Origin of the sequence: Clostridium sp. FS41, from assembly GCF_000954015.1 — a bacterium.
GTDB lineage: Bacteria > Bacillota > Clostridia > Lachnospirales > Lachnospiraceae > Enterocloster > Enterocloster citroniae.
This window is the reverse complement of record NZ_JYHN01000066.1, coordinates 1-24,903: the sequence shown is the minus strand read 5'-3', so window position 1 is coordinate 24,903 and position 24,903 is coordinate 1. Positions and strand designations below refer to the sequence as shown.

The window sequence follows — 24,903 nt, the reverse complement described above, 5'->3', positions numbered from 1 at the left end:
CCCAACATAAGGTTCATCAGGCAGGTGTTTTCCTGGAACGGCTGAGATATTTGGGAAGGCCCAGCTCCATGATCCGCTCCGGTTCCCCTGCAATGAGAGGCAGTGCGTACTCCAGGAATTGGGGACCGATATCCGTACCCTTTTGGGTGATCCAATCCACCGGAAAGCCCTTTTCCTTGTTGCAGACATTGCAGACATCCGTCAGCCCGTATTCCAATTCATAGGAAGGGGTATGGCGGCGGGAACAGGTGACCATGCACCCGGTGGCGCCGCCCAGCATCTGTTGAACAGCGGTTCGTCCGGACAGGACTGCTTCGTGCACATCCGCGGCAGATGCCAGCAGGCTGCTGCACCGCTGATTTACATTCAGTTCCACGGAACGGACTTTTACATGGAAGCGATTGCGCACATAGCTTTCAAGAAGCTTGGCGCTTCCAGTGAGCATTTTGTGGCCAAAGGTGTCCAGGCTGGCCTCATTGGCATATTCACAAATAAATCTTCCATGTTTATCCCTGATGCCTTCGGATACGCAGACCACCACATTGGGCTGCTGATCCAGGGCATTTTTTACATTTTCCAAAAACTGTTCCATGTCAAAGGGAACTTCCGGCATATAGATAAGGAGAGGGTTGTCTCCAGGGTGCTTTCTTGCCAGAACGCTGGCCGCAGTGACCCAGCCGGCATGGCGGCCCATAAGCTCCACAATAGTGACTGCGGGCTGCTGGTATACCGAGGCGTCCAGGCATATTTCCCTGACCGTGGATGCCACATATTTGGCAGCGCTGCCGTAACCCGGTGTGTGGTCCGTGACAGGAAGGTCGTTGTCTATGGTTTTAGGTACCCCAATGAATGATACGTTTTCATGGCGCAGACGGGCACAGCGGGACAGCTTATCCACTGTATCCATGGAGTCATTGCCGCCGATATAAAGGCAGGCGCCAATGCCCAGTGAGGTGAATTTTTCAAATAAAAGCCCGTAAACAGGGGCGTCCAGATTCTCGGGAAGCTTATAGCGGCAGGAGCCAAGATATGCCGCCGGGGTCTGCTTTAACAGCAAAAGGTCCTCCGCGGTCAGCTCTTGTGAAAGATCCATGCAGCGGCCTGAGAGGAAACCCTCGATTCCGTTTACCATGCCGTAAACCGTGTCTATGTGTTCAGGATGGGCTTTTCCCTCGGTGATGACTCCGTATAAACTGGCGTTAATGACAGCAGTGGGCCCTCCGGACTGGCCAACCAGAATGTTTTTTCTCATGATGCTTCTCCTTGATATTCTCTTTGATGTTAGGCAAGTACGCATATGAGTATATAATAAATGTAAAGACAATGCAATCCACTCTTGTAAACATGCATAGAAATGTAATCCAATTTTGTATATTATGCCAATTGAAATTGAAATGACTATGTGCTAACCTGTATACAAATTTAAAAAGTTGTATACAAGTTGATAGGTTGGAATACAACCTCGCAGCCAAAGGAGGATTTAAGTAATGGATATTCGTTATTCTGCAAACCAGAGAGATGTGAAGCGCTATACCACAGAAGAATTAAGGGATGAATTCCTGATCCGGAACCTGTATGTGGAGAATGAAGTGGTTGCCGTGTATTCACACGTGGACCGTATGGTGACATTGGGATGTATGCCCACAACCGAGACTGTTTCCATTGATAAGGGAATTGACTGCTGGAAGAATTTCGGCACTCATTTCTTCCTGGAGCGCCGTGAGGTGGGTATTTTTAATATTGGAGGCGCTGGAAAGATCGTAGCTGACGGCCAGGAATTCAACATGGGATATAAGGACTGTCTGTATATCACCAAGGGAACCAAGGAGGTTTACTTCTCCAGCCAGGATGCCTCTGCTCCGGCCAAGTTCTACATGGTAAGTGCACCGGCCCATACTTCTTTTACCACCACCTATATCCCCATTGAGAAGGCTGCCAAGAGGCCATGCGGCGCTGCCGAGACTGCCAATAAGCGCGTGATCAACCAGTTCATCCACCCGGATGTGCTTCAGACCTGCCAGCTGTCCATGGGCATGACGGTTTTGGAAGAGGGCAGTGTATGGAATACCATGCCGGCCCATACCCATGAGCGCCGTATGGAGATCTATATGTACTTTGAGGTTCCGGGAGACAACGTGGTATTCCATATGATGGGAGAGCCCACCCAGACAAGGCATATCATCATGAAGAATGAGGAAGCTGTCATCAGCCCGTCCTGGAGCATCCACAGCGGAGCCGGTACATCCAACTATACATTTATCTGGGCCATGGGCGGAGAGAACATGGAGTTCGATGACATGGATACCATGATGCCGAATCAGATGATGTAGGGGCAGACAGATAAGAATCAGGCAGATGCAGAACGAGTAGATGCAGAACATATCACAGGTTTTAGGAGGATAAGGAAATGAACGAATATTTACAGAATTTTTCACTGGAAGGTAAGATTGCCCTGATTACAGGCGCATCCTACGGAATCGGTTTTGCCATTGCAAAGGCCATGGCAGGAGCCGGTGCAACCATTGTTTTTAACGATATCAAGCAGGAGCTGGTGGACAAGGGCGTGGCAGCATACAAGGAAGAGGGAATCGAAGCACACGGCTATGTGTGTGATGTCACCAACGAAGATGCTGTGAATGAACTGGTATCCGTAATTGAGAAGGAAGTGGGCGTGATCGATATCCTGGTCAATAACGCAGGGATCATTAAGAGGATCCCCATGTGTGACATGTCGGCTGCCGAGTTCAGACAGGTGATCGATGTGGATCTCAATGCTCCATTTATTGTATCAAAGGCAGTTATCCCCAGCATGATCAAGAAGGGCCATGGCAAGATCATCAATATCTGTTCCATGATGAGTGAGCTGGGCCGTGAGACTGTTTCCGCTTATGCGGCAGCCAAGGGCGGATTAAAGATGCTTACTAAGAACATTGCTTCCGAATACGGCGAGTACAATATCCAGTGCAACGGCATTGGACCCGGCTATATTGCCACTCCTCAGACCGCGCCTCTTCGTGAGATCCAGCCTGACGGGTCCAGACATCCATTTGACCAGTTCATTATTGCCAAGACTCCAGCCGGCCGCTGGGGCGAGGCAGAGGACCTGGGCGGACCAGCTGTATTCCTGGCTTCCGAGGCATCTAATTTTGTGAACGGTCTGGTATTATACGTGGACGGCGGTATTCTGGCATATATCGGAAAGCAGCCTAAATAATAGAAAATTGGGGAAGTATCCCCAAAGAGGTGCCTCCAGGTCAGGATTTCCTGGAGGCATCGGATCAGTGACGGATAACTGTATGGGGGTGACACCATGGGAGAAGAGAATTTTAAGAACCGCGGAGAGCTTGTATTTGAGACCCTGAAGCGGGAAATCCTGGATCTGAGGCTTAAGCCTGGACAGATGATCAGTGAAAATGATATATGTGACCGCTTTGGCGTGTCCAGGACTCCTGTGAGGGATGCCCTCAGGCTTTTGCAGGAACAGGGCTTTGTGGAGACCGTTCCCTACAGGGGGACTTATGTCACTCTTTTAAGCCTGGATAATATCAAGCAGATGATCTATATGCGGGTAGCGGTGGAAACCATGGTACTCAGGGATTTTACCCAGGTCCGCACACCCATGGTCATGGAGGACATCCGGCATGCCATTGCCCAGCAGAAGGCTTTGACCCAGGAACCCGGATTTGAACCTGAACAGTTTTATCATATGGATGCGCAGATGCACTCCATCTGGTTCTGGGCAGTGAAGCGCCAGAAGCTTTGGGAAATGCTTCAGGCCCAGCAGCTCCATTACACCAGGTTCCGTATGCTGGATTTTATAACGGAGACGGATTTTGAACGCATCATAGGGGAACATGAGGAATTGTTTCAGCTGATCTCCCAGGGAGATGAAAAGGGGCTGGAGGAATCCCTCAAGGAACACCTGTATTACAGTATGAAGCGCATGCGCCATTCCATAGAAGTGGATTACAAAGATTATTTTGAAGAAGAACCAGAAGAAGGACGGTTTGTCATATGACAGGCCGTTTTATTTTATGAATATTTTGTAACAGTTCAGGCCGGCTTATCTTCTTGACCGGAAAAGCCGGTCAAGAAGCATCAGATGTCCATCCGATGTGAAAATGGGTGCAAACAGACCAATAAGCAAGCTTAACGCCCGCTTTTGCCCCCATTTTTCCGCTGTTCAGAACTGTTATAATATTTTCTTTCATCCGGATTTTCCTTTAGATAATCCTCCAGATCTTCAGGGGAGAGATGGGAGCGGACTTCCTCAAAGAAGGCTGCTCCGTCCATGGATGCAAATTCCAGAAGCCGTCTGGCCACCTCCTGATCCTCTGCCAGTTTTTCAATGCGTTCTTTGGTAAAGTAGTTCATGATTGATTCTGCCTTTCAATGTCTGATTTTGTCAGTTTATACATCCTATCTCCTATAGTATATTCGTAATTGCGAAGATATTCAATATCCTAAATCTATTTTATGCTTAATCTATCAAGCGGATTGTCAGCTGGTGCCGCAGCAAGACGCCGGGACTTACGCGAATACAGGAGTTTGGAATGATAGATTATACGCCATTTTGGAAGACACTGGAACGTTCAGAAGAAAACTGGTATACCCTGACAAAACGCCACCATGTGTCTGACAGTACCCTACACAGACTGAAGCATAACAAGGACGTATCCATGAAGACAGTGAACGACCTGTGCAGGATATTGAATTGTGATATAGAGGATATTGCGGTATATGTGGCTTCTGATCAGGACCAGAAGCTGTAGAAGGGTGTCTGAAACTGGATATGGTTGGATGGATATAGCTATCCCCGGCAGGCAGGTCGTGTGACTTGCGGATGCAGGGGATTTTTTCTGTTCCCGGTTTTATAATAATATGTTTATTTTGGGATTGCGTCTTCCAAAAAGGAGAAAACTAGTATAAAATATTTTCAGGAATTGAATAAAATGTAAGGACAGGAGGCAGGGCATGGATACAGGGCATGGAAAAGGAAAAAGTCCGGGATACTTTGGCAGGATGTGGCTATCCTGCTCCCTGGAGCAGAAGGTGCGCTATATTTCACGTTCTGCAGCCGCAGTGGTGATTCTGTCCATAGCAGCCAATATTCTGGTGGCGGGATTTGGAATGCGGGAATTCAGTTCGGTTCTTAGGAATAATTCCCAGACCCTGTCATTCTGGTCCGCTATGTCGGAGGAGAGCAATGCCTTTGTGTCCCTGGTGAATGACGGGAATGAAGAAAACAGGATGAAATTTGAGACGGCTAGGAATGGGGCTGTGTCGGCTCTTCGGTCCCTGCCGTTTGATTATGGTAAGATCGGGGCCGAGCGGTATGCGGGAACCTGGTCCATTTCCAATCTATATGAGAACTATGCCAGGGCAAGGGATGAGTTCCTTGAGATGGATGAGGACGATCAGGATTATCTGGAACGTCTTTACACCATTTACCGTGTTCAGGGATATCTGGGCACCCACGCGGCCAGACTGGAGCAGATGACCGTGGAGATGGGGAATGAGAGTTATCAGAGGCAGCAGCCTTTGCTGGTGATGGTTCCCATAATCAGTATTCTCTGGGGGGCGGCAGCTCTTTTGATGCTGAGGTGGTTAAAACAATCGGTCAGCCGCAGTATTGTGCGTCCTGTGGTGGAACTGGCCGAGGATTCATGGCGTATAGGGGAAAATGATTTCTCAGGGCCGGATATACAGGCAGAGGGGGATGACGAGATAGCAAGTCTGGTCAGGGCCTTCTGTACCATGAAAGCATCCACCAAAGGATATATCGCTGCCCTGACAGAAAAGCATGAGGCGGAGAAACAGCTGGACGCCGTGCGGCTCCAGATGCTGAAAAACCAGATCAATCCCCACTTCCTTTTTAACACGCTGAACATGATCGCCAGTACGGCCCAGATTGAGGACGCAGGCGCCACGGAAAAGATGATAACCGCCCTCAGCCGTTTGTTCCGCTACAATCTTAAATCCACCGACTCGGTGATGCCTCTGGAGCGTGAGCTGAAGGTGGTGCAGGATTACATGTATCTACAGAGGATGCGGTTTGGGCAGAGGCTTAGCTGCAGCTATGACTGCCGGCCCGACACCTTGGAAGTGCTGGTGCCATCCTTTGCCCTTCAGCCCCTGGTGGAAAATGCCATCATACACGGTATATCACCTGGAAGCCAGGGCGGGAGGATCCATATACGCTCCTGGATGAGGGGAAGGAGGCTGTGGATCTCGGTGGCGGATACAGGCATTGGAATCGATGAAGAACGCCTTGTGGAGATTCAGGAAGCATTGAAGCAGGGGGATGAGAAGGCCACCGGAGTAGGACTTGGGAATATTTACCGAAGGGTCCATGGAATGTACCAGGACGGGGAGGTGTTCCTGTACAGCAGGAAGGGCTGCGGTACTGTAGTGCAGATGGCTTTTACGGGAGAGGCGCTTAAGTGAATGGAAAGGATGAGAGCATGAGCAGGTATCGTATATTATTGGCTGATGATGAGCAGATTGAGCGGATGGCCCTTGCCAAACGGCTGAACCGGCATTTTGGGGACAGCCTGGATATCAGTGAGGCAGTCAATGGAGCAGAGGCGCTGGAGGTATTTGGAAGGGAACAGAGCCAGATCGTGATTATGGATATTTCCATGCCGGAGATGAATGGGGTGGAGGCCGCGGAGCGGATCCGGTCCATGGATGAGGACTGTATCATCATATTCCTCACCGCCTATGATGATTTTGCCTATGCTAAGAGGGCCATTGTCATCCGCGCCCTGGACTACCTGTTAAAACCCTGTGATGAGGAGGAACTGGTCTCTGTTATGGAAGAAGCCATGCGGCTGACTGACCGCAGGGAGGGACAGAAGCAGATGATGGAGGCTGGCAGGGCTGGTGGGGGAGCAGCTGGTGAGTCAGCTGGTGAGTCAGCTGGCGGGGTGGCAGGCGGAGCAGCAGGTGCGTCAGTTGGCAGGTCGTCCGGCGGAGCCGCTGTCGGGTTGTCCGGAGGGGTGCCTGGTGATCATGCCGGCGGGCAGAACCTTCCCATGGACCATGGGGAGGAAGAAGGCGGAGCCGGTCGTATGGCTCAGACCGCGGAAACCATGCGGGAATATATACGGAACAATTATATGAAGGAAATATCCATGCAGGATGCGGCCAGGGTCATGAATTATTCGGATGCCTATTTCTGTAAGCTGTTTAAACAGTGTTTTGACCAGAATTTTACTTCCTATCTTACAAATTTCCGTATCAGCGAGGCAAAGAAACTTTTAAGGAACAGGAATGCAAGTGTCAAGGATGTAAGTCTTCAGGTGGGATATTATGATTCCAATTATTTTGCAAAGGTGTTTAAGCGGATCACAGGGGTCATTCCCTCAGAGTACAGGGACAGCCTGCCATCCGGGCCGTCCGGGGAATAAAGATTTATCCTTGTGTTAAGAAAATGACAAAATCTTCTCCCCCAATGACAAACTTTTACGGTACAAATAAAATGCCCCGGGCTATATAATTAAGAAAGTGTTAAGGAAGGCGCCAACACCTTAATGTGTTCTGGATTGTACAGCTGCAGGGGTTATTTTTATGCAGTATGAGATGGAGGATTTCAGTCCAGAATAATAACAAAGGATTTTTACCGTATAAAGGGAAAGGAATGGGAAATGGTGAGGAAATTCATGAAGAAACTGGCAGCAGGTATGCTGGCAGCTGTGGTAGCTGCCGGCCTTACGGGCTGTGGCTCTGTGACATCCGGGAAGCGGATCATCCGTATCTCCCATGCACAGTCGGAAACACATCCGGAGCATCTGGGGCTGCTGGCATTTAAGGAATATGTGGAAGAACGCCTGGGAGATAAGTATGAGGTTCAGATCTTCCCCAACGAGATCCTTGGATCTGCTCAGAAGGCCATAGAGCTGACTCAGACAGGGGCCATTGATTTTGTGGTGGCTGGAACAGCCAATCTGGAGACATTTGCAAGTGTGTATGAAATTTTCAGTATGCCGTACCTGTTTGATTCAGAGGAAGTGTATAAGTCGGTGATGCAGGATACGGATTATATGGAACAGGTGTATGAGTCCACGGACGAGGCGGGATTCAGGGTGGTGACATGGTATAATGCAGGCACCAGAAATTTTTATGCAAAAACGCCCATCCATACGCCGGATGACCTAAAGGGCAAAAAGATCAGGGTTCAGCAGAGCCCTGCCAGCGTTGCCATGGTAAATGCATTTGGCGCAGCCGCTGCTCCCATGGGATTTGGTGAGGTATACACCGCCATCCAGCAGGGAGTGATCGATGGGGCTGAGAACAATGAGCTGGCCCTTACCAACAACAAGCACGGTGAGGTTGCAAAGTATTATGCCTACAATAAGCATCAGATGGTTCCGGACATGCTGGTAGCCAACCTTAAATTCCTGGAAAGCTTAAGCCCTGAGGAATATGAGATATTCAAGGATGCGGCAGCCCTGTCCACCCAGGTGGAAATGGACGAGTGGGATAAGAGCATTGAGGAGGCAAAGAACATTGCCGTAAACGACATGGGAGTGGAGTTCATAGACGTGGATGTGGATGCGTTTAAGCAGAAGGTCCTTCCTCTCCATGAGACCATGCAAAAGGAAAATCCAAAGATCGTAGACCTGTATCAGCACATTCAGGAAGCAAATGAAAAAGCAAAGGGAGGACAGTAGGATGGAAGGCATGCATAAAGTAAGAGCCGGTATTATGCGGATCCTGGGTATTGTAATCATATGCCTGTTTGCCATGATGACCGTGATCGGCACCTATCAGATCGTAACCAGATATTTCTTTAACCGCCCCAGCACTGTTTCAGAGGAGCTTTTAACTTATTCCTTTACCTGGATGGCTTTGCTTGCCTCCGCTTATGTATTTGGAAAAAGGGACCATATGCGCATGGGATTCCTGGCAGATAAGATCACTGGTCCGGCAAGGAAATGTCTTGAGATTGCCATTGATCTGCTCACATTTGCATTTGCCGGTGTTGTAATGGTGTATGGAGGTATTTCCATTACAAAGCTGACCATGATCCAGACCACGGCGTCTCTTCGTGTACCCATGGGTTACATCTATGTGATCGTGCCTGTGACCGGCCTGCTTATCATGCTGTTCAGCCTGATGAACGCGGCGGATATGATGCACAGGGACTTTAGCGGAAAGGAGGAGGCGTAAGAGATGAATATAGCAGTAGTCTGCGGACTGATCATTCTGGTACTTTTAGTTGTAATGCTTTTAGCCGGCGTTCCCATTGCGGTTGCCCTGGCAGTGTCATCCATTTGTGCGATCCTCCCTGTCCTGAATACAGGGGCGGCCGTGCTTACGGGCGCACAGCGGATATTTTCCGGTATTTCCGTGTTCAGCCTTTTAGCCATTCCATTTTTTATCCTGGCCGGAAATATCATGAACAAGGGCGGGATCGCCATCCGTCTCATTAATTTTGCAAAACTTTTCACCGGCAGTATCCCCGGCGCACTGGCACATACCAATGCGGTTGCCAATATGCTTTTTGGAGCTATTTCCGGTTCCGGTACAGCGGCGGCATCTGCCATGGGCTCCATTATCGGGCCTATCGAGGAGGAGGAGGGATATGACAGGGACTTCTCCGCGGCGGCCAATATAGCCACGGCGCCCACCGGTCTTCTGATCCCTCCCAGCAATGTAATGATCACGTATTCACTGGTCAGCGGAGGTACCTCTGTGGCGGCTCTGTTTATGGCGGGATATATTCCGGGAATCCTTTGGGGATTGGCATGTATGGCGGTTATCTTTTATTTTGCAAAGAAAAAAGGGTACCGCAGCACTATTAAATACAGTTCCAGTGAAAAGGTAAAGGTATTTTTCCAGGCTATTCCCTGCCTTTTGATGATCGTGATCGTGATAGGCGGTATTATCAGCGGTATCTTTACCGCAACCGAGGGAAGCGTGGTGGCAGTTGTGTACAGCCTGATCCTGTCCCTGTTTTTTTATAAATCCATCAAGCTGTCTGAACTGCCAAAGATTTTTCTGGACAGTGCGGAGATGACAGGTATTATCATTTTCCTGATCGGTGTGTCCAGCATCATGAGCTGGGTTATGGCATTTACCGGCATACCAAGCGCAGTGTCCGAGGCCATGCTTGGGATCAGTGATAACAGGTATGTGATCCTGTTTATCATCAATATCCTGCTGTTGATCATCGGCACTTTCATGGACATGACTCCTGCCTGCCTGATCTTCACGCCCATCTTCCTGCCCATCTGTCAGGCATTGGGGATGAACACCGTACACTTTGGTATTATGATGATATTTAACCTTTGTATCGGTACAATCACACCTCCGGTGGGGACCACGCTGTTTGTAGGCGTTAAGGTTGGAAAGACAAAGATTGAGAATGTAATAAAGCCGCTGCTCCTTTATTTTGCAGCCATCTTTGTGGTGCTGTTACTTGTATCCTATGTACCTATCCTGTCCATGTGGCTTCCGGGGCTGCTGGGATACGTGTAATGGGTGAGCCGGTGTAATATGCAAGAGGTAGAAATTGTGCAGATGACAGAATCTTTATAGATGGAAAGATCTTATAGATGAGGGAATGGAGAGTGCCGCTGCCGCGGTTTATGCATACATTGTGTGCAGCGGCAGCGGCAGTTTTCTTGTAACATATCCACCCCGCCTCTCATAAGTGAGGGAAGGATTAGAGCCCAGGTGAAAATGTTAGGGAAAACAGGTTGTAGTCCGGGCTGAATTCTGTTATAGTACATAACGTATGTTTCAATATTCAGACAGATGAGGATAGGAAAATGACGGAAATACTGATAAAGGCAGCGTCTTTTGTGGCCATAATCGTGGTGGGTTATGTGCTGAGGCGCAGGGGTTTTTTTAAGGAAGAAGATTTTTATGTATTGTCAAAAATTGTATTAAAGATCACGCTTCCCGCTGCGATCATTTCAAATTTTTCAGGGATTGATATGAAGCCCTCCATGCTTCTTCTAAGCCTGCTGGGACTGGGCGGCGGCGTGATCTTTGTGACCATGGCGTTTCTCATAAGCATTGGGAAAAGCGGAGAGGAAAGAGCGTTTCATATAATAAATATGTCCGGATACAATATAGGGAATTTCACTCTGCCTTTTGCGCAGGGATTCCTGGGGCCATTGGGAGTGGTGGCAACCAGTCTGTTTGATTCCGGTAATGCCCTGGTTTGCCTGGGCGGTTCCTACAGCATTGCATCCATGGCAAAGGGAGGCAAAAGCGGATTCAGTATCAGGCCGGTCATAAAATCCCTTCTCACATCCGTTCCTTTTGACGCGTATCTGCTGATGACAATTCTTTCACTGCTCCACCTTTCACTGCCGTCCCCGGTGGTGTCTTTTACCGGGATCATTGCCAATGCAAATGCCTTTATGGCAATGTTGATGCTGGGTGTGGGATTTAAGATGACAGGGGACAGAAGCCAGCTGGGGCGGATCGTGAAGATATTGGGAATACGGTATTCCATATCCATAGCCCTGGCATTGGCATTTTATTTTCTGCTGCCCTTTGCGCTGGAATACAGGCAGGCGCTGACCATCTTGGCATTAAGCCCCATTGCCTCCTCTTCTCCCGCCTACACAGCAGAACTAAAGGGGGATATAGGCCTGTCCAGTGCGGTGAATTCACTCTCCATCATTATCAGTGTGGTTTTGATCACCGGAACGCTGCTGATGATATTATAGCTGTTTTTTATTGTTTGCAAAAAATTTTATGGGGAGTGTATATTCTAATTGGATCGGGTGATAATATGAGTATACCTGAAAGATAAAGTAATTAATACTTATCCTCCCCTTTTTTTCAGGCCCATCGCAATGGCGCGGTGGGCCTGGATTTTTTCCTTTAAATACAAGGGTTCCCGGCTTTTTGGCTCTTGAAAGAGTTGTAAATAATTGGGAAGGATTTAGAAGAAACTGGGGCGGTTAGTCACAAATTAGTCACAAATCAGATCTTTGGAATTTTGATTTTTTGTATCTGTTTTTGCAAATCTGATAGGCTACGGTGTCCATATGTCTTATTGGTGATATCGTTTCCGAAGGAGTGTCCTAACATGCGTTTGCGATCGTTTTCATTTACCTTAAAGTCTTCACAGAGTTTGGAAAATGTATGCCGGCAGTCATGAGGCGTATGATGTGATATACCAAGTTGATTCAGAAGATCTCTTTCATCCAAGTGCTTACGGAAGGTTTGGTCGCTAGTGAGCAAAGAACCATCTCGCTCTAGTCGGCGTTTAACGAGAGGCAGGATGCCTTTATGGATGGGGACGATACGGTTCTTGCTATATTTGTTTTTGACACCTCCACGAAAGTAATTTTCTTCCAGATTAACTTCCATATTTTTATAGGCGGATATCCGAAATCCAGAGTAACACATAATCAGCAGGAATTCCACATCTTCATCATCTTGATTTTTCCATAGTGTTAGCAGTTCATCATTAGTGAATGGAACTCCATGTTCTTCCTCATCTGGTTTATTTATTTTGAGATAAAGTGAACAGTCCTCATCTGTTATATGGTATATCTTTGCATAGGCATACATTTGATGAAGGAGATTGATTACTTGCTCCAAACTAGCATACTTAAGGGGGCTATCGTCAATGACTTTTTGTAAGTCGTCATAGGTAACTTTTCGGAATTCCTTATCATGTAATGTCTTGCAGCGTTTAAATGCCCCCCTTGTTGCATTCAAGGTATGAGGGGAATAGGTCCTACTTTTATCACGTACAAATTTGTAATCATACCAGTCTCTATATACTTCCTCGAAGGTCCTACCTTTGTCTGCCTCATCAGGTCTCTTGAAACGATTGTAATCAGCCAGAATCTTTTGAGAGAGGCCTTTTAGATCCTCGCTATCTTCTATATCCAGAGTACATTCATAGCCAGGGTAGTATGTTCCCCCTTTCAGAGCCACTAAGATCGTGAATCCCTTTATCCATGCATCTACGTAACAGAGGGCGGCTGGACGTAAGGGAACCCCATCCTTAGTGAATTCAGGCGTTGGTGGATGAACTGCATAGGGGTTACGCCGGTTCTTGCCCAGATAACGTATTGTTCCAAATCCGTTGGGAAGTTTGGGATATTTAGTACGTTTGGCCATTACATCATTCCTTTCTTTTTGGGCATAAAAAATACGCCCCTTGTCAGAACGCTCCATAAATGATATAATTTGGTTGCGAAGCAAAATATATCTTCTGGGAGCGAACCCAGTAAGAGTATTATGTTAAAAGTCATTCCTGCGCCTACAGGGGTGGCTTTTTTCATTTATATGATCAAATATATCAATGAAAGATTCCGCACGCAGTCCTTGTTTTTCTTGCTGTTTTTTTGACAAAATTTTTATATCTTCCAGCTTTATTCCAGCATAGTATTGTAGGATTTCGTATTTTAGGTTTTCTATCCTATATTTCACTGCTGCTTTAGGAACAAGGTATGTATCACAAGCTATATTGACAAAATCTTCTATAGCTACCTGATCAGGATGCTTTCTGACTAGATCGTATAGCATTGGTATAAACTCCCTAAATGGCATAAGAAATTCCGCTGCTCCTTCATTTGCTTGCCATTCAAGGAACGGATCCTGATTGGGTGCCGCCACTTCATTAAAACAATTGAATGTAGATCGTCCTGTGTGCCGATGCAATGCTAGATGCATTGCTTCATGTCCACAATCAAAATTTTGCTCTCTGAATGTTCGTGCGCTGTTTAATAGTATTACATCTGGATGTGGATTTTTTCCTATTGCTGCCATGCCACGCAAACCAGGTGTTTTAAAAGGTAGAACTTCCACTTTTACACCGGTAGACTCAAACGTTTTTACAAGGTTTATTCCACATTGGAAATCTTTGAATCCCATAAAACGTTTGACCCGTATAACATTTTTGTATAGTTCTAATTTGTAATTCTGATCCAATCCTATTTCTCTCCCCTTAACCTCCTTATAGTATCAAGAGCGAGACGAATATCATCCGGGTCGATTCCACTGTCTTGGGCTTCCTTGGCGTAAGACAGGTATATGCCCTTCAAATTGCTATAAGGATTTTTGTTTTTTTCTGGTTCCTCTTTTCCTGTCATTAAATAGTCAACACTAACATCAAGAAGGTCCGCAATTTGCTGTAGCTTCTCCACGCTGGGTCTATTCTTATTAAATTTGTTGATGGAGCTTCTTGCAAATCCCAATTCCAATTCCAGTTTATTAACTGAATACCCTTTTGATTTGGCTATATCTCGAATGTTTTCATACAGTCCCATTGTTATACCTCAAAATTTTGCGCAATTAATACTTGACATACGTAAAATCTTGTGTATAATAAAGATATGAATTGCGCAAGATTTTGCGATATGCCATATTCATCGCGTATACTCTATATTAGTTGGTGGTACTTCTAATTGTAGAATATTTTACGCATAATGTCAATGGGAACCTCAAAATTTTGCGCAACAAAATAAGGAGGTGATAAAATGCTATATAGTAACATTAAAGTCCTTTGTGAATCTGCTGGTATTTCGATTTCGCAGTTAGAACGAATTCTCAAATTCCCAAGAAGTAGTATATGCAAATGGAATGACAATGAGCCGGGTATCTGGAGGGTCCAAAAGGTTGCTGATTATTTCGGCGTTCCAATTGAAAAACTTTTAGAAGATCGCTCAAAGGAGGTAATTATAAATGAAAATTTACATCATTGATGATTCACCCAATATTGTGATGCCACACAGTTACTACCGTAAAAAGTGTGAATCTTATGTCATGGAACTTGAGGTTAAAAATAATCGACACCTCTGGGGATTGTATACTGCATGTAATTCGATGGCAATGGCTTTGTATTCCCAACTTACAGGGAGACAAGCAAAAGTCACACAATTGGTTACAACTATTGAACAAGCTGAGGAACTTTTTGAGCATTTTAAAGTGTTCGCTAATGTGTGGACCTATAGAATAGTTAATTAAAAACAAACATATGTTCTAATACGGTTATTGTACCCCTATCAGCAACAGGTGTCAATAGGTAGGGGCAATAAATTAATAGAAAGGAAGGAACAAATGTGCGAGCGGGTAAAAGTATCCGATGCTGCAAAGGAACTGGGAATGTCAAAGCAGGCGGTAAGGGAACATATGAGGAGAGGTCTTTTTGATATAGGGGACTATATTCCCAAGGAAAAGACTGGTAAAAAGCAAGATGAGTTCCACATATATCGTCCAAAACTGGATAAGCACATTGGAAAAGTAAATATAGATTTACAGTAGTACTTTTTAACAAAAATGTGAAGGGGAGGTGGTTAAATTGGCATTACAAGAAAATGTCTTGGGTCATGTTAAATGGTTTGACAAAAAGAAGGGATATGGATATATCACGGCAGAAAATGGACAAGATTATTTTTTCCATTATACCAACTTGCTTAAAGATGGCTTTAAAACAACTTATCCTGGTCAGAAAGTTTTGTTTGATATAACTAATGTTCATAAAGGTGTGCAGGCTATTAATATTTTGGAAAGGGGGGATAGATAAATGGATTCATATTGGAAAGGAAAATATCGCGAATTAAAGCAACAAGACAGGACAAAGGATTTCATGATCTGTTTAAGCTGGGCTATTACATTTATTATTGCAATCGGAAATTGTCTTATCTCGTTGTTGAAATAAAAAATGCGCCAAGGAAGCTGCAACTTCTCTTCGGCGCTAGGATATTTACTCAATATAAGTATAGCACAAGAAGGAGGATTTTGTAAATGCATGATATGAGAATTTCGTTAAGTCAAGAAGAGTACCAATCTTTACTTGAATCAAAGATAAAGCTAGATATTTTAGACCGGCACTTCAGCCGCCCGGAAAATAACGCTATGTACCGTTCTGATTTTGAAACGATCACAGGCTTTGAACACACAAATTATAATCCGAAAGCGTTTGACCCAAGTAATGAGGCGCTTCCTTGCGTATGAAGTATGTAGGTATAGGACATAGGGCAGGATTTGTGATTGAGGAAAAGGATGCGTTTGAATTTGCACTTAATGCAATGCGGAATGAACCGCCAGAAGACAAACAGGCTTTCGTTGAATGGTTCTTTTCTGGGAACTACATAAGGGAGGATGGAGATGATACTGGGCAATGAAACAATATATCACGGAATCCAAGTTAGAAAGAAAATCATGGATTTCATAACCAGATATATTATCCAACATGGGTATTCACCCACCGTAAAAGAAATTGGGGATGGAGTTGGGCTCAAATCAACCAGCTCCGTACACAGCCATGTGAAGCAGCTGATTAAGGAAGGAAAACTGGAAACAGATGATCCCGGATTTCCAAGAGCCTTAAGGGTTCCCGGATATCGTTATGTAAAGGAAGATGAGGTTTTAAATGGCAGAGAATGAAAAGCAAGCATTATTACAAGAAGAGAATAAATCAGAAAACGTGGTTTCCACAGTAAAGCGTACGGCTTTAGCAACTAATCCATTCTCGGATACAGATCAGTTTAACAATATTTTCAAAATGGCACAGCTAATTTCACAGTCTGATATGATTCCGGCAACATATAAGGGAAAACCAATGAACTGCGTAATTGCACTTGAACAAGCCAATAGGATGGGGGTTAGTCCTCTAATGGTCATGCAGAACTTATATGTAGTAAAGGGGGTCCCTAGCTGGAGTGGTCAAGGGTGCATGATGATTATTCAGGGATGTGGAAAGTTTCGTGACGTTGATTATGTGTATTCTGGAGAAAAAGGAACTGATTCAAGAAGTTGCAAGGTGGTTGCAACTCGGATATCTGATGGAAAGCGGATTGAAGGAACTGAAATTACAATGCAGATGGTTAAATCAGAGGGATGGATCAGTAATACTAAGTGGAAAAACATGCCAGAACAGATGTTGGGATATAGGGCTGCAACTTTTTTTGCAAGGATGTATTGTCCAAACGAACTAAATGGATTTGCCACAGAAGGTGAGGCAGAAGATATGAATCACAAGCCTCAACGAATAGAAGCAATAAATGTATTGGGAGATACTGCACATGAATAAGGGGTTTATATTAAGCCAGGAAAACTATTATTTACCTGAGACAAATCAGCTATTCTGCTCTGCCAGTCAATATAAACAGGCGATAGGCTGTATTGGCCGTCCTGGTTGTGAGGCTACTATGTTGGCGCAGCTACGAGGTGATTGGGAATTTGAAACATCCATAGATATGCTTATTGGATCATATGTGGATGCCCGGTACGAGGGTACGATAGAGCAGTTTCAGGAAGAACATCCAGAATTGTTTGTATCCCGAGGAGAACGCAAGGGCCAGTTAAAGGCGGAATTTATAAAAGCAGAGCAGATATACCGGCGTTGCGAGAAAGATACCCTATTCTCCGCATATATGAGCGGAGAGAAACAAGTAATTATGACCGGCGAGATTGCTGGTGTACCCTTCAAAATCAAAATGGATAGCTTGCATCGAGGGAAATGTATTGTTGATCTGAAGGTGATGCAAGACCTATCAAAACAGTTTTGGGTAAGGGATTATGGCCATATGGATTTTATCACATATTGGGGATATGATATTCAGCTTGCAATCTACCAGGAAATCTATTATCAGAATACAGGAGAGCGGTTACCTACATACATATGTGCTGCAGATAAAGGCAAGGTAACGGACATTGCTGTAATCTACGTAGATGATATGCGGCTCAGGGAATGCCTGGAGGCTGTCAAGGCCAATGCTCCTAAGATTCAGATGCTTAAATCAGGCGAGATAGAACCTATACGCTGTGAACTGTGCGATTACTGCAAGTTCACAAAGGTACTGGATAAGCCTATTCATTTTTCAGAATTGACAGGAGATGTCTAATGAAAAGTACTGTAACAGAATATGATACAATCTGTTTCTTTTGCGGTGGCCTAAAGGAATGTGATCATCATTTGATTTTTGGAAATTCCCTTCGCGTACTGGCTGATCAGGATGGATTGATTATTCCGTCCTGCAACAAGAACCATAATATGGGAAGTTTGTTAGAGCGTATACATGATAATCCGGCAGCAGAAAAATTGTCAAGAATGTTGGGACAGGCTATTTTTGAACGGAATTATTGCGCACAAGGTCATAGCCTGGAGGAAGCCAAAGCGGCATTTATGCGGCGATACAAAATAAATTATTTATAGGAGGAGAACATGTCAGGAAGAGTTAAACATATGCAGCGTAGTCACTATTCATATCACAATGGAGCGGATAGTATTTATAGGAATTTTGAGAATAGAGCTTATGCTAAGCGTGTTAAGAAGGCACCTGGGATAAGCTTGGCTGAAAAGATGGCAAATACTTTACAGAAATTGAGGTTACCGGGGTTTGCCAATAAGAATGCAAAGTACGAGGGAGGAGAAGACTAATGTCAAAGGTAAATCTGGAAACATTTGCAGGTGGTGCCCTGCAGGAAAAGGTAGACCGAGCAATGGATGAGGTACTACAGAATATGCAGGATCCGAATACACCATGGAAAAATAAGAGAGGAATTACAATCAAGATTTCATTCCAGCAAAACGAAGATCGGGATGATACAGCAGTAGATGTGGTAGTTGAGAAGAAACTGGCACATTCTAGCCCCATTGTTACCCGGATGTCAATTGGAACTGATTTAGATACCGGAGAGGTTTATGCAGAAGAATACGGAAAACAGGTTAAGGGTCAGATGTCCCTTAATGACTGGAATGCAGTGCAGGAGAAGGCTGGAAAAGCAGTTGTTGATGGAAAGACAATAGATACCAGTACCGGTGAGGTTTTAGAAGAACCAACAGTTGAAAAGAACGTTGTAGTTGATTTTAGGGCCATAAGGCAGGCTTAAGAGGAGGATAAGGACTATGATTAAAGAGGCATTACAGTACATTGTAGGATTAAAGGCACCGGTGATTACTGAGATTGGAAACCAGACATATTCTGATAAGGAGTTAACGCGTATTACATTTAATCCTAAGGCCCAGGAAATAGAAATGAATACCCTCACCAGTCTTGTGGATTACATAAAAGGTAACATTGATCCTATGGCGGATAAGATGATTGTTCATGTTATGAATCCCACTAAGGTAGCACTGTATTCCCAGCTTGACAATGAAAGAATCAGGGAAAACATGGTAGTTGTAAATGCCCAGGTGCCAATGTTTCCGTTTGGAAAGTTTATAGAGCATGAGAACTTCTGTATTGGTCTGCAATCCAAATTTATGGATGATTCCGATACAGATCGGGCGTTGGTATTGAAATTTGCTGGAACGGTTGAAGATGGAACTGTGGCTGAATACGGAGATGATGGGGTCACTCAAAAGGCCACTGTTAAAAGCGGAATCTCATCTAAGACAGACGCAAAAGTGCCTAATCCGGTACGCTTAAGGCCATACAGGACATTTCAAGAAGTCCGGCAGCCTGCTAGTGATTTTATCTTCCGAATGAAATCAGATAAGTATGAAGGCGTCCAGTGTGCGATATTCGAGGCTGATGGAGGAGAGTGGAAGAACCATGCAACAGCGTCTATCAAAGAGTATTTGAAAGAACAGCTTAAAGGGTATGGAAGGTTTATTATTATTTCTTAGTTGTATAGGCTAGAGCCTTTACATAGATGGTTAATGCACTTGTCCAATCTTTACCAGATATGTCACAGTATTTGCCATTGGTTGGACATGAGGGGCAGTTCCTGACCGGCTGCCCTTCCTCCCGAGGAGATGGATAATGGAACATAAATTTGTTATACGTGGCAGGTTCTATGGAGACAAGACCTTCCCAAGCTTAAATGATTATCTTCACGAATGCGGAAAGAATCCGAAGAATGGTGGAAAGATGAAACGGGATTACATGATGGTTGCATCAAACGCAATCAGGCTGCAATTAAGGCGGTTAAAAGTCAATAGGCCTATCATTCTCCACTACAGATTCTATGAGCCGCGTAAGGGGCAACGCAGGGATTTCATGAACATATTTAGTCTGGCAGATAAAGTTATTCAGGATGCCCTGCAGCAATGCAAGGTGATACCAGATGATGGGCCTGACTGGGTCAAAAACACCACCCATGAATTTTATTACACTGACAAGGAACCATGGGTTGAGGTGGTAATTGAGGAATTATGATGAGGGGATGAATGTGGCAGGAGATTATATCATTATCAGCCGAAAGATAATGGAATGGGAATGGTATAAAGACTTGAATACCAAGGTCCTTTTTCTGCACATGTTGATAAAGGCCAACTGGAAAGATGGTAGGTTCAAGGGTATAGATGTTCCGAGGGGGGCATTTGTATCATCATTGGCAATATTATCGCTGGAAACCGGGCTAACAATCAACGAAGCGCGAACAGCCATTTCACATCTAAAGTCAACAGGCGAAATCACAAGCAGTTCACACAATAAATACACTGTATTTACAATAAAAAACTACTGTCAGTATCAATGTATCCACACGCAGGAACACACTGAAACCACAGGCAGTTCACAATCAGATAACAATCAGTTCACAAGCAATCCACAAGCTATTAACAGGCAGTTAACAACAATAGAAGAAGGGAATAAAGAAATAAGGGAAGAACCTGAAGAAAGAGAAGAAGGGAATAAAAAAGATTATCGTAATTATCAGGAGATAATTACTCTGTACAATTCGCTCTGCAAATCGTACCCCCGGGTCACAAAGCTGTCTAACAAGAGAACCGCTGCTTTGAGAGCACGATTAAACAGTGGATACACGGTGGATGATTTCCGACAGTTGTTTGATATAGCTGAGAGGAGCGATTTCCTGAAGGGTAAAAACCGTAAGAACTGGGCAGCCACATTTGACTGGCTAATCTGTGATGCCAATATGGCAAAGGTTCTTGATGGCAATTACAACAACGATAGGTTTGCTTCCCGAAATGAGTCCGTCAATGTAGTAGCGGACAAGCAACGTCAGTGCCGTGAAATGATGTATGACTGGGCAATGGAGGGTGAAGAACAATGACGAGAAAGGAATTTGCTGTATTTGCAGACCGGGTAAAAGTAGCATACCCCAAGGACAACCTACTGTCATCCAAGGATGCCATGGACTGGTGGTATGATTTGTTGGGCGATCTTCCTTTCCCAGCGGCAATGAGTGCCCTTAAGCAGCATGCCGTAACCAACAAGTTTCCGCCAACGGTTGCTGAGATACGCCAAGCGGCCACAGAAACACTCACAACGGTAACGATGGATGTAGATGAGGCGTGGGGGACAGTAATCAGGGCAATACGAACATACGGCTATATGAGGGAATCTGAGGCATTGGACAGCTTTCCAGAACCGTGCAAAAGTGTTGTGAGAAACATCGGATGGCAAAATCTATGTCAAAGTGAAAATATCATGGCAGAACGTGCATTCTTTCGGGATAACTACAAAGTGAAGATGGAACGGCAGAAAAAAGAAAATGCACTTCCGTTGTCGGTGAGGAATGAAAAGGCCGCCTTATTGGAACAAAAAATATCCCAGGCTGTCTGCGCACTCACTATGAAGGAGCCTCCAAATGGATGAAAGGTATGCAGCAAAGCTTGCAAGGCACCGGGTAGATGTGGAAACGCATATGGGCTTGGAGATGACCCCGGAAGAAGTTATCCTTCGGAGACAGTACATGCGAAGTATGTTGATGGTCAATCCGATGTGGAAAGGGTGCACAGATTTGCAGATCGACTGCATGAGAATGTACAGAGCTGGGGATGACTGGTTTGTTGAGGATGTGGATTTTTATGAATATAAGCTGTGAGAAATGAGGTGTTGCTATGAATGTGGGAAGCGGAAAAATGTCAGGAAATCCAATCACAAAGGAAGAAATGGATGCCTTCAAGAAAACCATCCATATAGGTGATAAAGTAAAATATTCAGAGAAGGTTCCAAGGGATGATGGAATCAGTGGATTGAAGGTTGTAAAAACAGAGATGGAAATCAGCGGAATTTACAAATACTTTGTGACCTTAGAAGCCGGAAAAATGCATAGAAGTCTAACTTGGCCAGAACTTTTAATTTCCAAGAAACCTGGGAGGTCAGGAAAACGTAATAGGAAGGCAGCAGACGAAAGAGAACGTTCTAGAATTATTATGGAGTTATATAAATCGGGCATCAGTAGAATGAGAATTTCTGAAGAAACTGGTTATTCGTATTCTACGGTGACACAGATTATAAGCATACATACTAGGAAACGTAGGCCGTGCTATCCAGAAATAATTAAATTGAGAGAACAAGGATTTACTCTGAAGGAAATAGCCATGAAGATTGGAGCTAGTCAGACTACTGTGCAGAGAATATGTAGTGGTATGAAGTAAACTGAAAATGCCCATTTTAGCGGAGAGCGGGAACCATGGGATTAGAGGTATTTGACCATTACGAATGTGATGGACAAATAGAATTATTTGCGATACAGGAGGAAAATATGGGGACGGATAAAAAGACTGCGGAAAGATTCTATGAGAATTATAAGGCATGTCGGGACGAAGAGGAGAGAAAGAGACGCGAATGGTACGCGCTCGCCGAGATGTGGAAGAAAGATGGCTACATAGACGATGCGCTTGGAGACAGGGTAGAGGCCGCTCAAAAAGAATATGCCGAGGCGGAAAAGGAAACCAATATCTTTGCAAGGCTGGCGTTGGACTGCATCCTGGAAGGCCAGAAGCGGTAAACACAGATTTAGAGGAGGATCAGCCATGATGAATAAAAAGCGTGTCAGGGAAACAATTTTTAACCTTGTTGACCATTGGTGTTCAGAGGAGCCTATCTATAGAGCAGACTTGCCATGGATTCGCGGTCAAATTTCGTTTGCCTATATGATTGAGGCTATCACCTTATCCGAAAAAGAGGAATTAGTAAAGGGCTGTGCGGCTATTGTAAGGAGGCAGAGGAATGAAAAGAATGACAACAGAAAAACCAGCCAAAGAAATGAACATGACAGAACTGGCACATAATTGCATGTACCAAAAGGACAGATGGGCATGGTATCGGGATTATGATTCAGACATGGATCTAAGGGATTTTATCCGTAGATTTGGCCAGGCAGAGGGTGTAAGTAAACTGCCAGATGATGATGGGGACCTTGCAGAGGTTCTGATGGACGACCTGCAATATGATATCAATGACCCAAATGGACGCACTGCATTGGTATACCGTCTTATGTGGGCATTGGCTGATGTTAGGGAAGCGCTTATGAGGTATGAGGACACCGGATTGACACCAGAAGAAATCATGAATGGCAAGATGCTTACCGGATGGATCCCGGTAGCGGAGCGGATGCCAGAAGGTCGTGAGGATGTCTTGGTATGTACGGGTGATAGGTGGATTTTGGTAGCTTGGTATGGTACTAATGGACAAAGTTGGCACATAACTCCAACGGGGATTACTCATGATGATATCATTGCCTGGATGCCATTACCAGATAATCAAAACTGAGATCAGCAGTATTAAAGTTTATGTGAGGTGAAAATCATGAGAAAAACAATGATTAAGGATCCACTCACTCAGCAAGAACTGAGATGTATGGCAGGTGAACCTGTGTACTGTCCAGAGATTGATTCATACGGAATTATAAAATGTGAAACTATAGGATGCTGGGCAGACGTACCGTTTTTAGTTGGAGCATGGCATCGAGAAGGTGTTGCAGTAAATTTTGAATATAACGTTACAGAGAGAAAGCTTAAATGTTATCGAATCAATGAAAATTAACATTTCTGGAAGAACCGGAGGAAATTATGAAATACACAGTGCACTATGAGAGCAAGCCGGGAATGTGGGAAGTCTACAGAGGAACAAAAATAGTTGAAGCTGATGACAAAAAAGAATCCATCGACAAGGCATATAGGCTTATTCGGAGAGATTTTCCAGACCGTCCGCGGAGTGGCTGGCATTTTTCGGTAAACTGATAATCAGCAGTATTAACATTTTAAAAGGAGGTTACAAAAATTATGTATAAAAGCGTATATGTAAAGACTCATGAATGTTATGCAAAGGGAATTGATTGCAATGAATTCTATTTTTCCAACGTTGATATCGAAGATGAGGCAAATTTTTTGACATTATATGATAGAGACGGCACTTTAGCTTTTAAATGCCGCGTAACTGATATTGAGCGTTTTGCTAAGATGCAAGATTAGAATTTAGTGGAGGAAATTAAAGTATGTTATATCCAGAAGTGGAATTGATAAAAGAACATGCGTATTGTGTATGTGGGGCACCGAATTTTAGAAATAGTTCGGAATTTCATAAACCGATATATAAAATTTACAGTGTTACGATTCCTACCAGACCATATGGAACTAAAACACATCATTTATGCGAGGATTGTATAAAAAGGATTATGAAAGGTGTTGAGCAAGTAAACATCTGACGTTAACTTAGAATTTTCGGGAGAACCGGAGGAAAGGGTGACAATGGAGCAGCTTATAAAAGGCAGAACAGAAGATGGGAAATATTATGTCCGTCCTATAAACTGGGCAGGACAATGGGACAAAGATGGAGCCTTAGTTTATGGTAACAATCTAATCGAAACCGAGACAGAAGATGAGGCCATATCGTTCATGAAGAATTATAAACTAATTGAATTAGTGAAAGAAAATCCATCTATGCAAATAGTTCCAGTGACCTACTACGAGGTCCTTGGCGGAGACAATGGCTATTGGCTTGGACGTATTGAATCCGTGGAAATTAGAGAATATGCCATAAATGAGTGGGACGATGAGAATGCTGTCATATTTAAAGATGATGACAGCGAAAAACTTGTTGAGGCAATCGCAGAACAGAAGTATGACGGCAGCGATGAAGCTTACAAAAAAGCTGAAAAAGAAGCCGAGCAAATGTGGGAGAAAGGAATAATAATCAGAATAGGATTGTAATCGTAAAATTAATATTTAAATAAATAACTGAAAGGAGGCGGAAGCCCCGGCCGGGAAAAGATATCTGG

The 24,903-nt window shown here is 44.5% G+C and carries 39 protein-coding genes; 34 read left to right on the top strand and 5 right to left on the bottom strand.

From position 1 onward, the window contains the following. Positions 1-16: 16 nt before the first annotated feature. Entirely contained in the window at positions 17-1,252 is a 1,236-nt protein-coding gene (locus CLFS41_RS19515) for a 6-phosphofructokinase (RefSeq protein WP_007860602.1), read from the bottom strand. A gap of 235 nt (positions 1,253-1,487) precedes the next feature. Between CLFS41_RS19515 and kduI the strand changes: the two genes are divergently transcribed. The 3 genes from kduI to CLFS41_RS19500 all read left to right on the top strand — a co-directional run bounded on the left by kduI (position 1,488) and on the right by CLFS41_RS19500 (position 4,018). Further along, the gene (gene kduI, locus CLFS41_RS19510) at positions 1,488-2,330 is read left to right on the top strand and encodes a 5-dehydro-4-deoxy-D-glucuronate isomerase (protein WP_007860601.1); all 843 of its coding nucleotides are present in this window, start codon (positions 1,488-1,490) and stop codon (positions 2,328-2,330) included. Between the two features lie 77 nt (positions 2,331-2,407). After that, positions 2,408-3,214 carry a gluconate 5-dehydrogenase gene (locus CLFS41_RS19505; protein ID WP_007860599.1) on the top strand — a complete coding sequence of 269 codons (807 nt, stop codon included), beginning with the start codon at positions 2,408-2,410 and terminating at the stop codon, positions 3,212-3,214. Between the two features lie 96 nt (positions 3,215-3,310). Next, positions 3,311-4,018, top strand: coding sequence for a GntR family transcriptional regulator (locus tag CLFS41_RS19500; RefSeq protein ID WP_045093224.1), 708 nt, complete (start codon positions 3,311-3,313; stop codon positions 4,016-4,018). A gap of 131 nt (positions 4,019-4,149) precedes the next feature. Here the strand turns inward: CLFS41_RS19500 and CLFS41_RS19495 are convergent, their stop codons facing one another. Beyond that, positions 4,150-4,374 (bottom strand): hypothetical protein, encoded by a 225-nt coding sequence (locus CLFS41_RS19495; RefSeq protein ID WP_007860594.1) that lies wholly within the window; start codon positions 4,372-4,374, stop codon positions 4,150-4,152. Between the two features lie 179 nt (positions 4,375-4,553). Here CLFS41_RS19495 and CLFS41_RS19490 point away from each other — a divergent pair, with 179 nt between their 5' ends. From CLFS41_RS19490 to CLFS41_RS19460, 7 genes are all read left to right on the top strand, one after another. Continuing rightward, a complete protein-coding gene (locus CLFS41_RS19490) occupies positions 4,554-4,772 on the top strand; it encodes a helix-turn-helix transcriptional regulator (RefSeq protein WP_007860593.1) in 219 nt (72 codons plus the stop codon). Between the two features lie 202 nt (positions 4,773-4,974). Continuing rightward, complete coding sequence (locus CLFS41_RS19485) at positions 4,975-6,447, top strand: histidine kinase (RefSeq protein WP_052665822.1); 1,473 nt, start codon at positions 4,975-4,977, stop codon at positions 6,445-6,447. Further along, the gene (locus tag CLFS41_RS19480) at positions 6,444-7,412 is read left to right on the top strand and encodes a response regulator (protein WP_007860589.1); all 969 of its coding nucleotides are present in this window, start codon (positions 6,444-6,446) and stop codon (positions 7,410-7,412) included. Before CLFS41_RS19485 ends, CLFS41_RS19480 begins: the two co-directional genes overlap by 4 nt. 252 nt (positions 7,413-7,664) lie before the next feature. Continuing rightward, on the top strand, positions 7,665-8,675 hold the full coding sequence (locus CLFS41_RS19475) for a TRAP transporter substrate-binding protein (RefSeq protein WP_007860587.1): 1,011 nt from the start codon (positions 7,665-7,667) through the stop codon (positions 8,673-8,675). Between the two features lies 1 nt (position 8,676). Beyond that, positions 8,677-9,174, top strand: coding sequence for a TRAP transporter small permease (locus CLFS41_RS19470; protein WP_007860586.1), 498 nt, complete (start codon positions 8,677-8,679; stop codon positions 9,172-9,174). 3 nt (positions 9,175-9,177) lie between these two features. Continuing rightward, complete coding sequence (locus CLFS41_RS19465; RefSeq protein WP_007860585.1) at positions 9,178-10,485, top strand: TRAP transporter large permease; 1,308 nt, start codon at positions 9,178-9,180, stop codon at positions 10,483-10,485. 293 nt (positions 10,486-10,778) lie between these two features. After that, the gene (locus tag CLFS41_RS19460; RefSeq protein WP_007860584.1) at positions 10,779-11,690 is read left to right on the top strand and encodes an AEC family transporter; all 912 of its coding nucleotides are present in this window, start codon (positions 10,779-10,781) and stop codon (positions 11,688-11,690) included. Positions 11,691-11,949: 259 nt separating this feature from the next. Here CLFS41_RS19460 and CLFS41_RS19455 read toward each other — a convergent pair whose 3' ends face one another. From CLFS41_RS19455 to CLFS41_RS29540, 3 genes are read right to left on the bottom strand one after another with little or no spacing between them, the layout of a single operon-like run. Then, a complete protein-coding gene (locus CLFS41_RS19455) occupies positions 11,950-13,185 on the bottom strand; it encodes a site-specific integrase (protein ID WP_347468669.1) in 1,236 nt (411 codons plus the stop codon). 39 nt (positions 13,186-13,224) lie between these two features. Beyond that, entirely contained in the window at positions 13,225-13,914 is a 690-nt protein-coding gene (locus CLFS41_RS19450) for an ImmA/IrrE family metallo-endopeptidase (protein ID WP_045093223.1), read from the bottom strand. Between the two features lie 2 nt (positions 13,915-13,916). Further along, positions 13,917-14,252 (bottom strand): helix-turn-helix transcriptional regulator, encoded by a 336-nt coding sequence (locus CLFS41_RS29540; protein ID WP_082082647.1) that lies wholly within the window; start codon positions 14,250-14,252, stop codon positions 13,917-13,919. Between the two features lie 415 nt (positions 14,253-14,667). Between CLFS41_RS29540 and CLFS41_RS19435 the strand changes: the two genes are divergently transcribed. The 24 genes from CLFS41_RS19435 to CLFS41_RS19335 all read left to right on the top strand — a co-directional run bounded on the left by CLFS41_RS19435 (position 14,668) and on the right by CLFS41_RS19335 (position 24,835). After that, a complete protein-coding gene (locus CLFS41_RS19435; protein WP_045093221.1) occupies positions 14,668-14,949 on the top strand; it encodes a hypothetical protein in 282 nt (93 codons plus the stop codon). 93 nt (positions 14,950-15,042) lie between these two features. Further along, a complete protein-coding gene (locus CLFS41_RS19430) occupies positions 15,043-15,246 on the top strand; it encodes a hypothetical protein (RefSeq protein ID WP_045093220.1) in 204 nt (67 codons plus the stop codon). Positions 15,247-15,283: 37 nt separating this feature from the next. Further along, positions 15,284-15,508, top strand: coding sequence for a cold shock domain-containing protein (locus CLFS41_RS19425; RefSeq protein WP_045093219.1), 225 nt, complete (start codon positions 15,284-15,286; stop codon positions 15,506-15,508). A 221-nt stretch (positions 15,509-15,729) separates the two neighbouring features. Beyond that, positions 15,730-15,939 carry a hypothetical protein gene (locus CLFS41_RS19420; RefSeq protein ID WP_045093218.1) on the top strand — a complete coding sequence of 70 codons (210 nt, stop codon included), beginning with the start codon at positions 15,730-15,732 and terminating at the stop codon, positions 15,937-15,939. Further along, the gene (locus tag CLFS41_RS30150; RefSeq protein WP_161797499.1) at positions 15,936-16,109 is read left to right on the top strand and encodes a hypothetical protein; all 174 of its coding nucleotides are present in this window, start codon (positions 15,936-15,938) and stop codon (positions 16,107-16,109) included. Before CLFS41_RS19420 ends, CLFS41_RS30150 begins: the two co-directional genes overlap by 4 nt. Continuing rightward, a complete protein-coding gene (locus tag CLFS41_RS19415) occupies positions 16,093-16,371 on the top strand; it encodes a hypothetical protein (protein WP_052665820.1) in 279 nt (92 codons plus the stop codon). The genes CLFS41_RS30150 and CLFS41_RS19415 overlap by 17 nt, the downstream gene beginning before the upstream one ends. Beyond that, the gene (locus CLFS41_RS19410) at positions 16,358-17,017 is read left to right on the top strand and encodes a recombinase RecT (protein WP_152649059.1); all 660 of its coding nucleotides are present in this window, start codon (positions 16,358-16,360) and stop codon (positions 17,015-17,017) included. Before CLFS41_RS19415 ends, CLFS41_RS19410 begins: the two co-directional genes overlap by 14 nt. After that, on the top strand, positions 17,010-17,831 hold the full coding sequence (locus CLFS41_RS19405) for a PD-(D/E)XK nuclease-like domain-containing protein (protein WP_045093217.1): 822 nt from the start codon (positions 17,010-17,012) through the stop codon (positions 17,829-17,831). Before CLFS41_RS19410 ends, CLFS41_RS19405 begins: the two co-directional genes overlap by 8 nt. Further along, entirely contained in the window at positions 17,831-18,142 is a 312-nt protein-coding gene (locus CLFS41_RS19400; RefSeq protein WP_045093216.1) for a hypothetical protein, read from the top strand. Before CLFS41_RS19405 ends, CLFS41_RS19400 begins: the two co-directional genes overlap by 1 nt. A 9-nt stretch (positions 18,143-18,151) precedes the next feature. Then, entirely contained in the window at positions 18,152-18,367 is a 216-nt protein-coding gene (locus CLFS41_RS19395) for a hypothetical protein (RefSeq protein ID WP_045093215.1), read from the top strand. Then, the gene (locus tag CLFS41_RS19390; protein ID WP_045093214.1) at positions 18,367-18,819 is read left to right on the top strand and encodes a hypothetical protein; all 453 of its coding nucleotides are present in this window, start codon (positions 18,367-18,369) and stop codon (positions 18,817-18,819) included. Before CLFS41_RS19395 ends, CLFS41_RS19390 begins: the two co-directional genes overlap by 1 nt. A gap of 16 nt (positions 18,820-18,835) precedes the next feature. After that, positions 18,836-19,558, top strand: a complete 723-nt coding sequence (locus tag CLFS41_RS19385; RefSeq protein WP_045093213.1) for a hypothetical protein — start codon at positions 18,836-18,838, stop codon at positions 19,556-19,558. A gap of 136 nt (positions 19,559-19,694) precedes the next feature. Then, on the top strand, positions 19,695-20,090 hold the full coding sequence (locus CLFS41_RS19380) for a hypothetical protein (protein WP_045093212.1): 396 nt from the start codon (positions 19,695-19,697) through the stop codon (positions 20,088-20,090). A 13-nt stretch (positions 20,091-20,103) separates the two neighbouring features. Further along, positions 20,104-20,949 (top strand): hypothetical protein, encoded by an 846-nt coding sequence (locus CLFS41_RS29115; RefSeq protein WP_152649058.1) that lies wholly within the window; start codon positions 20,104-20,106, stop codon positions 20,947-20,949. Next, complete coding sequence (locus tag CLFS41_RS19365) at positions 20,946-21,494, top strand: replicative helicase loader/inhibitor (protein ID WP_045093211.1); 549 nt, start codon at positions 20,946-20,948, stop codon at positions 21,492-21,494. The genes CLFS41_RS29115 and CLFS41_RS19365 overlap by 4 nt, the downstream gene beginning before the upstream one ends. After that, positions 21,487-21,723: a hypothetical protein gene (locus tag CLFS41_RS19360; protein WP_045093210.1), complete on the top strand. Its 237-nt coding sequence runs from the start codon at positions 21,487-21,489 to the stop codon at positions 21,721-21,723. The genes CLFS41_RS19365 and CLFS41_RS19360 overlap by 8 nt, the downstream gene beginning before the upstream one ends. A gap of 16 nt (positions 21,724-21,739) precedes the next feature. Next, positions 21,740-22,279 (top strand): helix-turn-helix domain-containing protein, encoded by a 540-nt coding sequence (locus CLFS41_RS19355; protein WP_045093209.1) that lies wholly within the window; start codon positions 21,740-21,742, stop codon positions 22,277-22,279. Between the two features lie 35 nt (positions 22,280-22,314). Continuing rightward, the gene (locus CLFS41_RS19350; RefSeq protein ID WP_045093208.1) at positions 22,315-22,632 is read left to right on the top strand and encodes a hypothetical protein; all 318 of its coding nucleotides are present in this window, start codon (positions 22,315-22,317) and stop codon (positions 22,630-22,632) included. 25 nt (positions 22,633-22,657) lie between these two features. After that, complete coding sequence (locus CLFS41_RS30145) at positions 22,658-22,915, top strand: hypothetical protein (protein WP_161797498.1); 258 nt, start codon at positions 22,658-22,660, stop codon at positions 22,913-22,915. Continuing rightward, complete coding sequence (locus tag CLFS41_RS30815; RefSeq protein ID WP_242856896.1) at positions 22,854-23,396, top strand: DUF551 domain-containing protein; 543 nt, start codon at positions 22,854-22,856, stop codon at positions 23,394-23,396. Before CLFS41_RS30145 ends, CLFS41_RS30815 begins: the two co-directional genes overlap by 62 nt. 36 nt (positions 23,397-23,432) lie before the next feature. Next, the gene (locus CLFS41_RS29860) at positions 23,433-23,669 is read left to right on the top strand and encodes a hypothetical protein (RefSeq protein ID WP_152649057.1); all 237 of its coding nucleotides are present in this window, start codon (positions 23,433-23,435) and stop codon (positions 23,667-23,669) included. 26 nt (positions 23,670-23,695) lie between these two features. Beyond that, positions 23,696-23,866: a hypothetical protein gene (locus tag CLFS41_RS30140; RefSeq protein ID WP_161797497.1), complete on the top strand. Its 171-nt coding sequence runs from the start codon at positions 23,696-23,698 to the stop codon at positions 23,864-23,866. 42 nt (positions 23,867-23,908) lie between these two features. Next, the gene (locus CLFS41_RS19340; RefSeq protein ID WP_045091234.1) at positions 23,909-24,097 is read left to right on the top strand and encodes a hypothetical protein; all 189 of its coding nucleotides are present in this window, start codon (positions 23,909-23,911) and stop codon (positions 24,095-24,097) included. A gap of 270 nt (positions 24,098-24,367) precedes the next feature. Further along, the gene (locus CLFS41_RS19335; RefSeq protein WP_152649056.1) at positions 24,368-24,835 is read left to right on the top strand and encodes a hypothetical protein; all 468 of its coding nucleotides are present in this window, start codon (positions 24,368-24,370) and stop codon (positions 24,833-24,835) included. Positions 24,836-24,903 lie beyond the last annotated feature (68 nt).